At 40.6% G+C, this 15,306-nt stretch carries 13 protein-coding genes and 1 pseudogene; 5 read left to right on the top strand and 9 right to left on the bottom strand.

Going from position 1 to position 15,306, the window contains the following annotated elements:
* Window positions 1–10 precede the first annotated feature (10 nt).
* Both maiA and WH214_RS08235 read left to right on the top strand, forming a co-directional pair.
* A complete protein-coding gene (gene maiA / locus WH214_RS08240; RefSeq protein WP_339421488.1) occupies window positions 11–649 on the top strand; it encodes a maleylacetoacetate isomerase in 639 nt (212 codons plus the stop codon).
* Window positions 650–670: 21 nt separating this feature from the next.
* On the top strand, window positions 671–1,246 hold the full coding sequence (locus tag WH214_RS08235) for a VOC family protein (RefSeq protein WP_058952186.1): 576 nt from the start codon (window positions 671–673) through the stop codon (window positions 1,244–1,246).
* Window positions 1,247–1,519: 273 nt separating this feature from the next.
* Here WH214_RS08235 and WH214_RS08230 read toward each other — a convergent pair.
* From WH214_RS08230 to WH214_RS08195, 8 genes and pseudogenes are all read right to left on the bottom strand, one after another.
* Window positions 1,520–2,584, bottom strand: a pseudogene (locus WH214_RS08230) (ArsO family NAD(P)H-dependent flavin-containing monooxygenase).
* A gap of 154 nt (window positions 2,585–2,738) precedes the next feature.
* Complete coding sequence (gene arsH / locus WH214_RS08225) at window positions 2,739–3,443, bottom strand: arsenical resistance protein ArsH (RefSeq protein ID WP_339421489.1); 705 nt, start codon at window positions 3,441–3,443, stop codon at window positions 2,739–2,741.
* A gap of 5 nt (window positions 3,444–3,448) precedes the next feature.
* Window positions 3,449–4,492, bottom strand: a complete 1,044-nt coding sequence (gene arsB / locus WH214_RS08220; protein WP_339421490.1) for an ACR3 family arsenite efflux transporter — start codon at window positions 4,490–4,492, stop codon at window positions 3,449–3,451.
* Window positions 4,493–4,499: 7 nt separating this feature from the next.
* Window positions 4,500–4,973 (bottom strand): arsenate reductase ArsC, encoded by a 474-nt coding sequence (locus WH214_RS08215; RefSeq protein ID WP_339421491.1) that lies wholly within the window; start codon window positions 4,971–4,973, stop codon window positions 4,500–4,502.
* Between the two features lie 6 nt (window positions 4,974–4,979).
* Entirely contained in the window at window positions 4,980–5,300 is a 321-nt protein-coding gene (locus tag WH214_RS08210) for a metalloregulator ArsR/SmtB family transcription factor (RefSeq protein WP_339421492.1), read from the bottom strand.
* A 57-nt stretch (window positions 5,301–5,357) separates the two neighbouring features.
* Window positions 5,358–5,792: an arsenate reductase (glutaredoxin) gene (arsC, locus tag WH214_RS08205; RefSeq protein ID WP_339421493.1), complete on the bottom strand. Its 435-nt coding sequence runs from the start codon at window positions 5,790–5,792 to the stop codon at window positions 5,358–5,360.
* A gap of 486 nt (window positions 5,793–6,278) precedes the next feature.
* Window positions 6,279–7,997 (bottom strand): GMC family oxidoreductase, encoded by a 1,719-nt coding sequence (locus WH214_RS08200; RefSeq protein ID WP_339421494.1) that lies wholly within the window; start codon window positions 7,995–7,997, stop codon window positions 6,279–6,281.
* A 114-nt stretch (window positions 7,998–8,111) separates the two neighbouring features.
* Window positions 8,112–9,557, bottom strand: coding sequence for a coniferyl aldehyde dehydrogenase (locus tag WH214_RS08195; RefSeq protein WP_339421495.1), 1,446 nt, complete (start codon window positions 9,555–9,557; stop codon window positions 8,112–8,114).
* 153 nt (window positions 9,558–9,710) lie between these two features.
* Between WH214_RS08195 and WH214_RS08190 the strand changes: the two genes are divergently transcribed.
* On the top strand, window positions 9,711–10,730 hold the full coding sequence (locus tag WH214_RS08190) for an AraC family transcriptional regulator (RefSeq protein ID WP_339421496.1): 1,020 nt from the start codon (window positions 9,711–9,713) through the stop codon (window positions 10,728–10,730).
* A gap of 101 nt (window positions 10,731–10,831) precedes the next feature.
* On the opposite strand, the gene WH214_RS08185 is transcribed toward WH214_RS08190, so the two are convergent.
* Window positions 10,832–11,656 (bottom strand): transporter, encoded by an 825-nt coding sequence (locus WH214_RS08185; protein ID WP_339421497.1) that lies wholly within the window; start codon window positions 11,654–11,656, stop codon window positions 10,832–10,834.
* Between the two features lie 709 nt (window positions 11,657–12,365).
* Between WH214_RS08185 and WH214_RS08180 the strand changes: the two genes are divergently transcribed.
* The gene (locus WH214_RS08180) at window positions 12,366–13,697 is read left to right on the top strand and encodes an OmpP1/FadL family transporter (protein WP_004981322.1); all 1,332 of its coding nucleotides are present in this window, start codon (window positions 12,366–12,368) and stop codon (window positions 13,695–13,697) included.
* 329 nt (window positions 13,698–14,026) lie between these two features.
* Window positions 14,027–15,265 (top strand): OmpP1/FadL family transporter, encoded by a 1,239-nt coding sequence (locus WH214_RS08175; protein WP_339421498.1) that lies wholly within the window; start codon window positions 14,027–14,029, stop codon window positions 15,263–15,265.
* Window positions 15,266–15,306 lie beyond the last annotated feature (41 nt).

Genomic DNA, 15,306 nt, shown 5'->3' with positions numbered 1-15,306 from the left:
GATGTTGCCGATGAAACTGTATACCTATTTTCGTAGTTCTGCGGCTTACCGAGTTCGTATTGCCTTGAATTTAAAAGGTCTGGCCGCTGAACATGTACCTGTGCACTTAATCAATAATGGCGGCGAGCAGCATAGTGAAAGCTACCGTCAGATCAATCCGAGTGAGCTGGTGCCCACATGGACAGAGCAAGATTTTGTCTTGACCCAATCGCTAAGTATTCTTGAATATTTAGAAGAAAAATTCCAAGACATAGCCCTGCTCCCTCAAGACTTGCAGCAGCGTGCTTTGATCCGTGCATTTAGTTTAAGTATCGCCTGCGACATCCACCCACTCAACAACCTACGGGTACTTCAGTATCTGACGGGTACATTGGAAATAAGTGATGAGCAGAAAACGGCTTGGTATAAACACTGGGTTTTAACGGGCTTTAAAGCCCTTGAAGCACAACTGGAACAGTCAAATGGCAAATTCTGTTTTGGCAATCAGCCGACCCTCGCAGATTGCTGCCTGATCCCACAAGTCTATAACGCTCTACGTTTTAATCTTGATTTATCGGACTATCCAAAAATTTGTTCGATCTACACCCATTGCAACACTTTAGAGGCCTTTCAACACGCTGCACCTGAAATACAACCTGAAGCCGCTTAAGTTTTTTATAAGGATATAAAAATGACCATTCAAATTGAAAAAATTCACCACGTGGCCTATCGTTGTAAAGATGCTAAAGAAACGGTGGAATGGTACAAAAAAAATCTAAATATGGATTTCATTCTCGCCTTTGCTGAAGACCATGTCCCTTCAACCAAAGCCTTTGATCCCTATATGCACCTCTTCCTAGATGCAGGAAACGGCAATGTGCTGGCTTTCTTTGAACTACCAACCCAGCCTGAAATGGGTCGTGATGAAAACACCCCAAAATGGGTGCAGCACATTGCACTCAAAGTCAAAGACCGTCAGGCACTGATTGATGCTAAAGAACACCTAGAAGCCAATGGCATAGAGGTCTTGGGCATTACCAATCATGGTATTTTCCACTCAATTTATTTCTTTGATCCAAATGGTCATCGTTTGGAACTGGCCTATGACGATGAAAAAGCGCCACAAAAAATTGCCATGATTACAGAACAAATGAAATATGACATGCTGGAAGAATGGAGCAAAACCAAACGCGCACCGCAGCATACGCACTTCCTACATGCAGATGAATTAAGCCAAAACTCTCGTACCGCCAAAGTAGACGCTTAAGTCTGGCGGAAATTGTGCTGATGGTGAATGCCTTAGAGGCAACTTCAACGATGATAAAAAACGCAAAGCAGCTTCGGCTGCTTTTATGATTTAAATAGATAGGATTTCTTATTTTAATTAGCTATTTAGAGTACCTTAAATCTCCTATCAATCATCAACAATAACTTTGCGTTTATTGCACGGCGAATCCTATCTCAGTCCTCATCCATATAAAATCGAATCAAATTGTTCATGCATGAAACCTGTCTATGCATCCCTTTAAACTTATACGTTTTAGCTAGTCAAGTAGACAGCAATTTCATCAGCCGCAGCTCTTGCTGTTCTGGACACTCCAATTAAAGTCGCCGATGCCATGCCTGTCCACTCACCATAGCCAACCAACCATAAATTATTTAGTTTCATTGAACGCCCATTATGAACAGCAACCGTTTGATCAAGCTCGACCACACCAAGACTTCTTAAATGATTAAGTGCGGGGTTAAACCCTGTACACCAAATGACAGCATCTACCGCTTGCATTGAACCATCAGCCCAAATTGCCGAATGCTCAGTAAATGCGACAAAAGGCTCTCGACTGTGCAAAACTCCTCGTGTTCTTGCCTCTTTGACACTGTCAATCATGACAATATCTCCCAACCCACCTGCGAGTTGTTCCAAACTCCGACCTTCCTGTTGTGCTTTTAAACGCTCCGTTGCACGAAGAAACAAGACTCGCCCATCCACATCATCCGATAAAAATGCTGGTGCTGTCGTCGTGACCCAAGTCGTTTCTGCCACTTTTGAAACTTCGGCAAGAATTTGTGCACCTGAGTTACCACCACCGACAACGATGACTTTCTTATTTTTAAAAGGCGCTGCATTGACATAGTTTGCTGAATGAAGCTGTATTCCTTTAAATTTTTCACGTCCAATATCATTAGGAATATGAGGCTGGCTCCATGTACCTGTTGCACTGACCACAGCCTTTGCCCGCCAATATTGATCTCCAACATACACATCTAAATAGTCATCTTCTTGTTCAATACGATCGACATGGACTGGCCGAATGGTCGGAAATTGATAGCGTTGCTCGTATGCCGACAAATACTCGATCACTTCATTTCGCGTTGGGTAGGTGTGTTCAGTCGTTGGCATCATCCAACCCGACAACGAACTTCATGTATGCGGTGAAAAAAGACGTAGCGACTGCCATGCATGCAGCCATGCACCGCCAGCTTGCGATTGATCATCTAAAATCACAAATGAAACTTTTTTACGTTTGAGAAAATAAGCTGTAGCAAGTGCCGACTGACCACCACCGATGATAACCACATCGACTTCTGCTTGTAGTTGTGCCAAAGCCACTCTCCCATTTGCTATAGTGAAGCCATATTCATAATTAAAAAATCTCAGTCTATTCAATAAACTAAGTGACTTTTAAAAACTGATCAAATCTGTAATTGGGCTTTTCAATTGCACAAGCTACTTTTCAACATCTTTGATCATCTAGAGTTTATAAACTCCGTTGATTGACACGCTTAGATAATTCTTCTGCCGACTCTTTTCGCTCTGAATAACGGTCTGTGAGGTACTGAGTTTGCCCACGCGTCAGTAGCGTGAATTTATACAGCTCCTCCATGACATCGACAATTCGATCATAAAAGGCTGAAGGTTTCATTCGTCCATCTTCTTCAAACTCTAAAAAAGCTTTGGGAATAGACGATTGGTTTGGAATGGTGATCATACGCATCCAACGACCTAAAATACGCATCTGGTTTAAGCTGTTAAAAGACTGCGATCCACCACTGACTTGCATGAGCGCCAAAGTCTTGCCTTGGGTTGCACGAATCGCACCACCTGCCAGTGGAATCCAATCAATTTGCGATTTAAAAATTGAACTCATGGAGCCATGACGCTCCGGCGAACACCATACCATCCCTTCTGCCCATGCGAGTAGGTCATGCAACTCTTTAACTTTGGGATACTCAGTGTCCGCATCTTCAGGTAAAGGCAGCCCTTTAGGATGAAAGATTTTAACTTCTGCACCAAACTGCTCCAAAATACGCCCAGCTTCCATCACCGCCAATCGGCTGTATGAACGCTCACGGTTAGAACCATACAGCAGTAAAATACGGGGTGGATGATCTAGCGCTTTGGCCTGTACCTTTTCTAAAGTCGGTTGATCCAAAAGATTCATATCTACATTTGGGAGAGTCATAGAAATTACACCTCTTCTTTAAAAAACTTTTTTCTAAGCCACAAAGAAACACTGACTAAAGCAATCAACACTGGTACTTCAACCAGTGGACCAATTACAGTAGTAAACGCCACAGGTGAAGCTAAACCAAAAGTTGCAATGGCTACAGCCAGCGCCAATTCAAAATTATTTCCCGCAGCAGTAAAAGAAATGGCTGTGGTTTTAGGATAGTCATTCCCCATCCACTTACTCATAAAGAAGCTGATGAAGAACATCACGATAAAGTAAATCGTCAATGGAATCGCAATACGCATGACATCGAGTGGCAAGCTCACCACATCGTTTCCTTTCAGGCTAAACATCGCCACAATCGTGAATAATAAAGCCAACAGACTCAGCGGACCGATCTTCGGTAAAAAGACATGTTGATACCAATCCAAACCTTTAGCTTTCACTAGAGTGAATCGCGTCATAAAGCCAAGGAAAAATGGAATTCCCAAATACACTAGTACCGCATGGGTAATCGTCCAGAAATCGACATTGATTACCTGTCCTGCAACACCAAAATAAGGTGGTAAGAAGGTCAAGAACAACCAAGCATAGGTACTGAAAAATAAAATTTGGAAGATACTGTTAAATGCCACCAATGCAGCAACATATTGGTTATCCCCACAGGCCAAACCGTTCCACACCAAGACCATCGCAATACAACGAGCCAGTCCTATCAGGATTAGGCCTGTCATATATTCTGGATAGCTATGCAAAAAAATAATGGCTAATGCAAACATCAGAACAGGTGCGATGAGCCAGTTTTGTACTAAGGATAGCGTCAGCGTTTTCTTATCTTTAAACACCTGTGGCAAAGCTGCATAGTCCACTTTTGCTAATGGTGGATACATCATCAGAATCAAACCAATCGCAATTGGAATATTAACGGAATCCACACTCATTTTATCCAATGCCACTGAAGCTTGTGGAAAGAACACGCCTATCGCAATTCCCAACGCCATGGCAATAAAAATCCATAGCGTGAGGTTACGATCTAAAAATGACAGTCTTTGTTGAGCCATGATGATCTCATTTAATCTGCGAAATTTGATGGATTGCCACAATCAAATCTAGGCGAGACATATGTGTTGTATCGAATGCCCATAAAGCATCTAAGCGACGGTTGATATGATCCACAGTGACTTGGAAGGCTTTGAGTTTTTCTTCTTTCGGCAAGACTAAATGTGATGGATCAGCCAAACCCCAATGTGCTTTGATTGCACCACCTAAATAAAGTGGGCAAGCTTCCTGAGCGGCTGAATCACAAACCGTAATCACCACATCAGGTTGATATTGTTCACAATCATCAATGGTTTTACTCCACAAACCATCTGTTGAAAGACCAAGATTTTCTAAAGTTTCAATCGACAGTGGATGCACCTGTCCCGATGGCTGACTGCCTGCACTATAGGCTTTCCAACCCTCTGGGGCACGACTATTAAATAGCACTTCGGACAAAATGCTGCGACAACTATTTCCTGTACATAAAAAAATAAATTTCATATTGTGCTACTCGCAATAACTCTTTATTTGCGAAAAAGGGCGTTCAATTTGGGGCTGTAAATTGGCATTTTTAAGGGTATTAAGTACGTCTAAGCACCAATTGGGCAAATTGGGATTGAGACTGTAATAGACCCATTGCCCTTGACGTCGATCTTGTAAAAGACCTGAAGAGCGCAGTAAAGCTAAGTGCCGCGAAATCTTAGGTTGGTTAAGTTGCAATTTTTCAGTCAAATCACAGACACACTGCTCATGATTAACCACAACCAACATCACAATGTTGAATCGCGTTTCATCAGCTAAGCATTTAAAGAAATTGATTTGATCCATATTTTTACTCACTCAAACATATGGATATATCAATATTCACATATATCCATGAAATTTTTATTTCAATCGCTGCCCATTTGCATCCAGAACTTGTTCACCGTCTTCTTTAGTAAAAGCACCCTTTTGTGGGAGTGGCAGAATTTCTAAAACCAATTCTGACGGACGACTTAAACGAGTTCCTAATTCAGTCACTACGAATGGACGGTTAATCAAAATTGGATGCTGCAGCATAAAATCTAAAAGCTGTTCATCCGTCCAGTCCTCACGGCCCAACTCGAGATCACGATAAGGATCAACATTCTTACGAATCGCTTCTCTCACCGTTAAACCTGCATCCGCGATCATTTGAATCAGTTCATTTTTAGATGGAGGATTGACAAGATATTCAATGATTTCAGGTTCAATATTGGCATTACGGATCAACGCCAGTGTATTGCGTGATGTACCACAGTCTGGATTGTGATAAATCTTAATGTTTGGAGTAGCAGTCATTTACTCAAACTCAATGGAATCTTTAAATACATTTATATATGAATATACATATATATGAAAATCCATATTTAAAGAACGAAAAATGATCTTTTTTAAATATATCGTGATCGAATGAGCATGTTAAAATTAGATAAAATCCAAGATTTAGAGGTCAAACTATGGAAACAGTCATGATTACTTTGATCTTAGTGATTATTTTGATTTTACTTGTCATATTTTATAAAAAGAAAAAATAAACGATGGCTTTTGGATTTATGGATAGGCTCCGTAATAACCTAAATCATTCATTGATCTGTGAAAAGGTAAGAGAGCTTTTCGCTCTCTTCTTAGCTTAGGAATTTCTGAATCATAGCCCATCAAATCAGCAACACCCTCTAACACTGTCATACAGCGTTAGAGGGATAATGATCTAAAGATTGTATTGCTTCGGCTGTCTAATTTGCCTTATTAGGCACAATCACCAGCCCAACCCATATCCACTTTTTTTTAAGCATTGCTTAATGCACTAACTAAATCCCCACTGCCCTTTAAGTCAGACACCTGTCCGTCCAAAGGCTGACTAAACTGGATACGCTGAATCTTTGCTGCACGCTCTGCGGAGAACACTGGGATTTGACTCATCGCAAATTCAGACAGTGCGGTAATGGTCAGTGAGGGATTCACACCTAAATTTCCCGGCACAATTGAACCATCTAATACGCGTAAATTTTGATAACCAAAAACTTGACCAGTGAAGTCCACAACGCCATTCGACCTGTCATTACCCATCGCAACGCCACTCATAATATGTGCTGTCGTTGGCGTTCCCAGTAGAATTTCAGTAAGTGCAGAACCTGGCTCTCCACCCAACTTTTGCGCAATCATTTTAGTGGCTTCTTCAGCCGCAGGGAATGAAACGGTGAGTGGTGTGTCCCCTTCTTTTTGCACGGCAGTAATACTATTCTGGAACAGTCGATACCACTTTCTACGCCATTCAAAATGAATGAACGCTTCAGACTTCTGCATTACCAATAAAATAATAGAGTCTTTGGCTTTACCCTTATAACGCAGTACTTTAAAGGTTTTTAAGGGGTGCAACAGTGTATTGAACACAAACTTCATAAAGCGCATAAAGCCCTGACCAGTCACCATAGGCACGTATGGAATATAAATCCATGAAGCATCCGCACCTTCAGGGAAACGCGTGACTTCAATATTGGTATCTGCATCGACCGAAATAAAAGAGCTGATTGCCACCCCATCATCTAGTTTTTTCCCTGTGTTGTTCACTGTGGTCAGGGTTTCCGAATTCGTCCGAACTTCCTGTCCCAGAAATGAAGAAATATTGGGTAAAGTCTTATGCTGATCACGCATTTTTAATAGCAATGGTACTGTGCCCATTACCCCCGCAGATAACACTACCCCACGACTGCGTAAACTATACTGACGAACATCCTTGCCTAGAGTTTCTTTGACGATGATTTCATAGCCTTCACCACCATCCTCACTCAAAGGTGTAATTTTAAGGACTTCAGAACTTGGACGAATTTCAACGCCATTACGTTCAGCAAAATACAGGTAATTTTTCATGAGGGTATTTTTGGCATTATTACGACACCCCAACATACAAGCGCCACAATAAATACAGGAGTTACGATCTGGCCCATCACCATTGAAATACGGATCTTTCGCTAATAGCCCTTCCTGACCAGCTACTTGCGAAAAGAATACCCCTGTGTTGACCGTTTTAAAGGAGTTTGCATATCCAATTTCACTCGCAACTTCTTTTAAAGTGTCGTCAGCAATATTGGTATAGCTATTATTCGCTGTACCTAACATGCGTTGAGCGAGACCATAAAACGGCTTTAAGGTTTCTTTCCAATCTTTACGAATCTTGGTCCATGCCTCGGACTCAAAAACTGCATCAGGTGGAATTAAATGTACATTGGCATAAATTTGTGAGCCCCCACCAACACCAACCCCATGCAAAATGGTGGTTTTACTGGTGAAAGTAAATTGCATCGTGCCTCTGAATCCCAGTTCAGGCCGCCACAAATAGTTTTTGGTGTCTAAATTGGTGGTTGGAAAATCCTTGTCTTCACGGCGTAAACCTTTCTCCAAAATCAGGACTTTATAGCCTTTTTCACTGAGGCGTAAAGCACTGACCGATCCACCAAAGCCTGAGCCAATCACGATTTGATCAAAATCAAAATCTTTATTCTTCATCCTATTAACTCCTTTAATAGTTTTATTTTTCTGTTTTTAAACACACAAACCCCTTCACTTCAAAATACCCATCTTGAAGTGAAAAGTGATTTTGAGGTTTTAAAATTTAAGCGCTTATGACTTGATGCGGATCAATAAATTCAACAGCCAATTGGCAAATTTTCCGTAAGGCGGCGCGAGAAACTTCAAGCTCGAAAAACCCGCCTGATAAAACACAGGACGCATTTTGGAAAAAGTCAAAAAGCCTTCATAGCCATGATAATGCCCCATCCCGCTGGCACCGACTCCACCAAATGGCAAGTCATGCTGCCCGACATGAAATAAGGCATCATTGACCGAAACCCCGCCCGACATAACTCGGCTGATATAAAATTCGACTAGGCTTTTGTTATTACTAAATGGATAAAAGGCCAATGGACGATCACGCTGCACAATATAGTCCACCACCTCTTCAGGCTTCTGGTAGATTTTGACCATCAAAATTGGGCCAAAGGTTTCACGCGTATCGATTTCCATCGCATCATTGCTGTTCAACACCAAAGTCAGTGGGAATTTTCGTGTCCCCGCATCAGGCTCTTGCTGATTTAAATTAATCAAACTTGCCCCTTTGGCTTCAGCATCTGCCAAGCTATGTACTAAGCGCTGAAAGGCACGCTCATCAATCACAGAAGTATAATCTTTGCTATGAATATCAGGCACATGTTCCTGCACCCACGCTGCCGCAGCTTGAATAAACGCTTGTAACTTCGACTCATGTACAAATAAATAATCGACATTAGTACAAATTTGTCCCGCATTAAACTGTTTCACAAACATAATGCGTTCTACAGCTTTATCGATGGGATATTCAGGGTCAATCACCGCAGGAGATTTTCCGCCTAGCTCCAGAGTCACTGGCGTCAAGTTTTGTGCTGCAGCAGCCATGACTTTACGCCCTGTCGCACCAGAGCCAGTAAACATCAAGTGATCAAACGGCAGTTTTGAAAATGCGATGCCCACTTCACCAGTCTCATCGAAAATCTGTAATTTTTCCGCTTTAAAGTATTTGGGGCTTAACTCAATCAGCAATTCAGCCAAATGTCTTGAATTTTCAGACATTTTAACCATAGCGGTATTTCCCGCAGCAAACACGGCCGACAACTGTGAAAACATCAAATTGATGGGGAAATTCCACGGCACAATAATTCCAATCACCCCCAGCGGCTGCGGAATCACACGGTTCTTCGCGCCAAAATACAAGCTATGATCGACATGACGCTTTTGTACTTTGGTCCATTGCTTCAAATGTTTGATGCTGCCGTTAATGTCATCCGTGACAGTAATAATTTCTGCCAATAAGGTTTCATGACGTGAACGATTGCCATAATCACGATTCAGGGCGTCAATAATTGCTTCACGGTGATCGTTAATCAATGCTTTTAAATTCAGTAAATGTTGCTTGCGTTGTGCAATCGTTTCAATGCCTTGGTCATGAAAGCTTTTGCGCTGTAATTGAAAACAATCGTGTAATGTCTGTTCTATCACTGTTTGCTCGACATGAGACTGAACCGTAAGTTGCATATGCTTTTCCTTTCACGGCTAAAAATGGTGATTCAATACTTCTTTTCTATGTTGGTTGAGATAATCTCTTATCCTACTTTAACAAATGACTTGAATTACGCTTGACTTTTTAGGACACTAAATTGATCTTTTAGGACAACACGGAATGTTGTAATGGGAAGTTATATTCGTGCAGCCAGCCTCGGCGGTTTTGAAGACTTAGTCCGTAGTTATGGCATAAACCCTATAGAAATCTTGAAAGAGATCGGGATTTTACCTGCTTTACTCCGTGATCCAGATTCATTTATTCATTATGATCATTATTTAAATTTATTGGAAAAAGCGGCATTAGCTTGTCAGGATGATTGCTTCGGTTTAAAACTCGGTGCACTCCAAAATATTAGCACAATCGGTTTAATTGGCGTCTATATGTCCCGACAAACGACCATACTTGAAGCCTTAAGCGTGGCGCAAAAATATGTCTATTTACATGCTGAAGGCATTGTCTTCCACGTCTCGCAACATAATGCTCTACTCTGTAAGCTGAACTTTGTGCGTTTAAGTGAATACAACACCGATGTACCACAAAAATCACAACTGGCCATTTGCCTTGTCGCGAATATTTTAAAAGATTTGATTGGCCCACAGTGGCATGCAGAAAAAATTTGCTTCAAGCAAAAAGCACCACAAAAAGGTGCCCAAACTTTCCAAGCTCATTTTTCATGTCAGGTAGAGTTTGAAACCGATGAAGATGCACTTTATTTTCCTGCAAGCTTTTTAAGCTATAAACCCTATAATTTTAATGAGGATGCCATCAATCAACTGATCGTACAGCAGCTTGAAACACAAAGCAGCACCAAAACTGAAGACAATACCGCACTGATAGAGAGTTCAGTCCGCATGCTGATGGCGACAGGAGACTGCAGCATTGAAAATATTGCGCTATGTATGGGCATGCATCCGAAAAAGCTTCAGCGCGCTTTAAAAATACAAGGAACAACCTATCGAGATATACTCGAAAATGTCCGAAAAAAAGAAGCACTACGTATGCTTGATGCAGGCAATGTAAATTTGACAGATATTGCTCTACAGTTGGGCTATGCAGAGTTATCTATTTTCAGTCGCAACTTTAAAAGCTGGTTTGGCGTTCCTCCAACCGAGTTAAGAGACAAAAGTCGAAGCCATATTGTATGACTTCTGGTTTTGCTACTTCATTAAATAAAAAGTACCCAACGGATTCAAGCATATAGTTTAAATCCGTTGAATGTCACTCTAATCAATACAGACTCAATTGATTATTTCGGGAAAACAAAGGATGCGACCAAACGTGCCCCCCAACCTTTCGGGCTGCCATCAGTATCATCAACCCAATATCGAGCACCACCGCCCACACTAATCGCCTGACCATTTAGGCGAATCACTTTGGTCACAGTCAGGTTTACAGGAACTGTGGCTTCTTCTGCATTCCAGTCATATGTCGTTTCAGTATTCAATGCCACCGTCGTACTATTTGGATAAGTGTAACTAATAAAAGGTTGCACAAAGGTACTACTGATCGCCTCAGCATCATCTTCATGCTCTACTCCCCAAATATGGTTTGCCAATGCACCAAATGTCCAACCGTGACTTTGCTTCAAAACGACAAAAGTCGGGCCAGCACCATATTGATCCGCGCCCAAGGCCTTTTCAGAAGCGGTAGGAAATAGAAAGGCAGGACCTACTCCCCATGTAATCCCACTGTCCGATGTTTTTGAGGGAGAAAAGAATAAGCTTTGTACAATGTCACCCACGCCCCAATCATCATCACGCCCACCTTCATTATAAATTTGATAATTTACGGGTAATACAGTACGAGAGATCAAATTCCAATTTTCATTTAACTCAATCGGGATAACAGGCTGAATATTGAGTTGATAACGTTCTATATTTTCAGCTGCACCAATGTTTTCATCATAATTTAACTGAAATGGCACACTGACCAAGTTCGCGACAGGATTTGATAACTGTTGGGCCAAATCTGCACCATCGTCGGCATAAGCCTGAGAAGCTCCTAATCCTCCCAAAATGCTAAGAAGAAGCAAGCCTTTTATTGCTCTAGGATTGAAAGAAAAATTATTCATGTACTTATCTTATCCTTCTAATCATTTATGGTTCACAGTAGAGCGATAGCGAACTAAAACTCTAAATTTTTTAATAAATTATGCTTTTAACGGTATAACAAAACTACAGCTTAATTTAAGTCAAGATTGAGTGCTGATTACACCGCTTAATAACCACCTGTATTCATTCATCTATATTTAAAACTAAAGATTTTTGTTCTTAACATTTGTTTCAGCTTTTATATATTTTTTATAACACAACGCAATATAACCGCAACAATTATCATTGTCGCTGTAGACAATATTAATCATGTAAAAAACAATAACTCGATCTTCTAAATAAAAATAATCGATAAATGATCTACAAAATATAATTTTGTATTATAAAGCAGCAAAGAAAAACAGTGATCAGCATCACAAAAAAGATTTATTACAACACTCAATTGAGTGATTTTTAACCAAAAAATAAATTTTATATTTCAAATTATATAGTTATATTTTTCAAAAACTTAAATCTTAAAAGCGCATTTTTTTAGTATAAAAACTCTATTGTGACTACTTTTTGAACTGATTAGTTATATCTAGAGCATTTACTCTTATTTTAATTGTGCTATTTTTGTGACACGGAGTAACAAATGATTTCGGTTAACCGACTTCTCCAAAAGCCAAAAAACATAAACACAAAATGAGCAACAAACATTTGCATTTGCACCTCAAGGAAAGACGTAGAATGAAATTAAAGACATTAACGACAGCAATGATTTTAGCAACTGTACCAATGACGGGGGCATTTGCCGCTGCTCTAGATCGTTCAGGTCAGTCAATCTCTGCATTCTTGCAACCTGGTAATTACTTTGAAGCAGGTATTTCTGTATTAGATCCAGATGTATCTGGACAGGAAGCTGGCACAAGCACAACAAATCGTCAAATTGGTGATATGGCGGGCGATTACTATTTCCCTAGTGCCGCACTAAAATTCCAACTTACTGATAAATTCTCTTTTGGTCTGCTTTACGACCAACCTTTTGGTGCAGATGCTGAATATACTGGCACTAATAATTTTGTTGCAGCTCCAACAGATCGAGTACTAAGCTCACTACCTGTTACAACATCAATGATTGGTGGTACCACTACAGGTAGTACTTCAGTTGAAGTGGACACACAAAACATTTCTATGATTTTTGGTTTCCAGCCTACTGAAAACTTTAATATTTATGGTGGTGGTGTATATCAAACAATTAAAGGTCATGTTTCATTACGTGGTTCAGCTTATAGCGTATTCAATGGTTATGATGCGAACATTAAAGAGGATTCTGCCGCAGGTTGGTTAGCTGGTGCAGCATTTCAGATTCCTGAAATTGCATTAAAAGCTTCTGTAACATACCGTTCTGAAATTGATCATGAATTTGTTGCGAATGAAAATCTGAGTTTAGCAACGCCATTAGCAAATGCAGCACCAATGTTGGGTGGTATTGTACCGCCTGCATTATTACCTGCTATTTCACAAGCAATTGGTGGTTTTGCAGCAGCTAATTCAGCTGATGGCAAAACTAAAATTACAACACCTCAATCTGTGAATCTAGACTTCCAAACAGGCATCATGGCGAATACTGTAGCATTTGCAAATGTACGCTGGGTAAATTGGAAAGACTTCTCAATCACACCTTATAAATTTGGGAAAGCTGCTGAAGCTGTTGGACCTTTGGTCAATCGTCCAAATGGTTTTTCTCTAGTAGAATATACCGATGACCAATGGTCTGCAAACGTAGGTGTAGGTCGTAAATTAAATGACCAATGGGCGGGTAACGTTTCTGTAGGTTGGGACTCTGGCGCAGGTAACCCTGTATCAACGCTTGGCCCAACAGAAGGCTATTGGAACGTTGGTTTGGGTGTTCAATATAGCCCAACGCCAGCAACCTTCATCGCCGGCGGTGTAAAATACTTCTGGTTAGGCGATGCTAAAGCTCAAACTGGTGCTCAAGCAGGTGGCTCTGATTATGTAGCAGAGTTTGAAGATAACAATGCTTTAGCTTATGGCTTAAAAATCGGTTACAAGTTCTAATTATTAATACTGAAAAAACCATCTGTAAAGATGGTTTTTTCATTTTCAACAATGACATCTACGCTCTTTTTTATACACTTGTGATTCATTTGAGCAACAAATAAACACTTAAACATTTTGCATAATATTCAATCAGCCACTCAGCATCTAAAAATAAATCTATATAAATCATAAAATTAATATTTTTTTTTAGTGTTTTTACTCTACACAAGTACATTTTTTAACTTTTCAGTTCATTTTACAACCGTAGTTGAGCATTTACTCTTTTTGTATTTATGTTACTTTTCGTGCCAATCACTTACATAAAGCTACAACAAGGAATGTTCCCTATGAAGCTTACAGCTCTTCGCTCGGCTATTTTGCTCAGCTTAATCCCAACAACTTCAGTATTTGCTGCAGGTCTTGATCGCTCAGGCCAATCTATTGCTGCTTTCCTTCAACCTGGCAATTATTTTGAAGCAGGTATTTCAGTCCTTGACCCTGAAGTAAAAGGAAAAGATACAAGTGGCAACCAAACGGGTGACATGGCAAGTGACTACTACTTCCCTCACGCTGCTCTAAAAATTCAAGCAACGGATCATTTCTCTGTTGGTCTTATTTACGATCAACCTTTCGGTGCAGACGCAGAATACTCGGGTAATAGCACTTTTGTAGAAAACCGCCCAGTTCCATTTCAAGGTGGGACATCTGTTACTGTCGATACTCAGAACTTGAATTTACTTTTTGGATACCAACCGAACGAAAACTGGAATCTTTATGCAGGTGCGGTATACCAAACTGTAGATGGTACAGTTTTACTTCGCGGTACAACTTATAGCGTATTCAACGGTTACGACTTTAGAACTGGCGAAGACGAATCAGTAGGTTGGTTAGCAGGTGTTGCGTATCAAATTCCAGAAATCGCGCTTAAAGCATCAGTAACTTATCGCTCAGAAATCGAGCACAAAATGAATGCTTCAGAAAGTTTTGGCGCAGCTGGATATATTTCAATCCCTGGCGCACCTGGCCAATCTGCTCAACTCAATCAATTAATGACAGCCTTAAATGCATCTTCTGGCGAAACTAAGTTAACCACGCCACAATCTGTCAATATTGATTTCCAAACAGGTATTATGGCCAATACAGTTGCTTTCGCAAATATACGTTGGGTCGATTGGTCAAACTTCAAAGTACAACCGTATAACTTTGCTAAGCTTTCAAAAGTCGTTGGCCAAAACCCAACGATTAATAAACCAAATGGCTTTAATCTGATTGACTATAAAGAAGATCAAATTTCTGCAACCGTTGGTGTAGGTCGCAAATTTAACGAGCGCTGGGGTGGCAATGTTTCAGTAGGTTGGGATTCTGGCGCAGGTAACCCAGTGACAACACTTGGCCCAACAGAAGGTTTTTGGAGTGTGGGTACAGGTGTTCGTTTTTCGCCAGCAGAAAACTACTTTATTGGCGCTGGCGTGAAGTACTTCTGGTTAGGCGATGCTGATGCTGTAACAGGTGCTCACTCAAATGCTGGAAAATTCACCAACAATGATGCGATCGCTTATGGTTTAAATATCGGTTATAAATTCTAAACCATAGCATCATACTCAATAAAAAAGGCGCATCTATTGAG

The sequence above is a fragment of the Acinetobacter sp. MYb191 genome (genome assembly GCF_037572605.1).
Taxonomy (GTDB): domain Bacteria; phylum Pseudomonadota; class Gammaproteobacteria; order Pseudomonadales; family Moraxellaceae; genus Acinetobacter; species Acinetobacter johnsonii.
The sequence above is the reverse complement of the archived record's forward strand: the minus strand, read 5'-3'. Positions and strand labels throughout refer to the sequence as shown.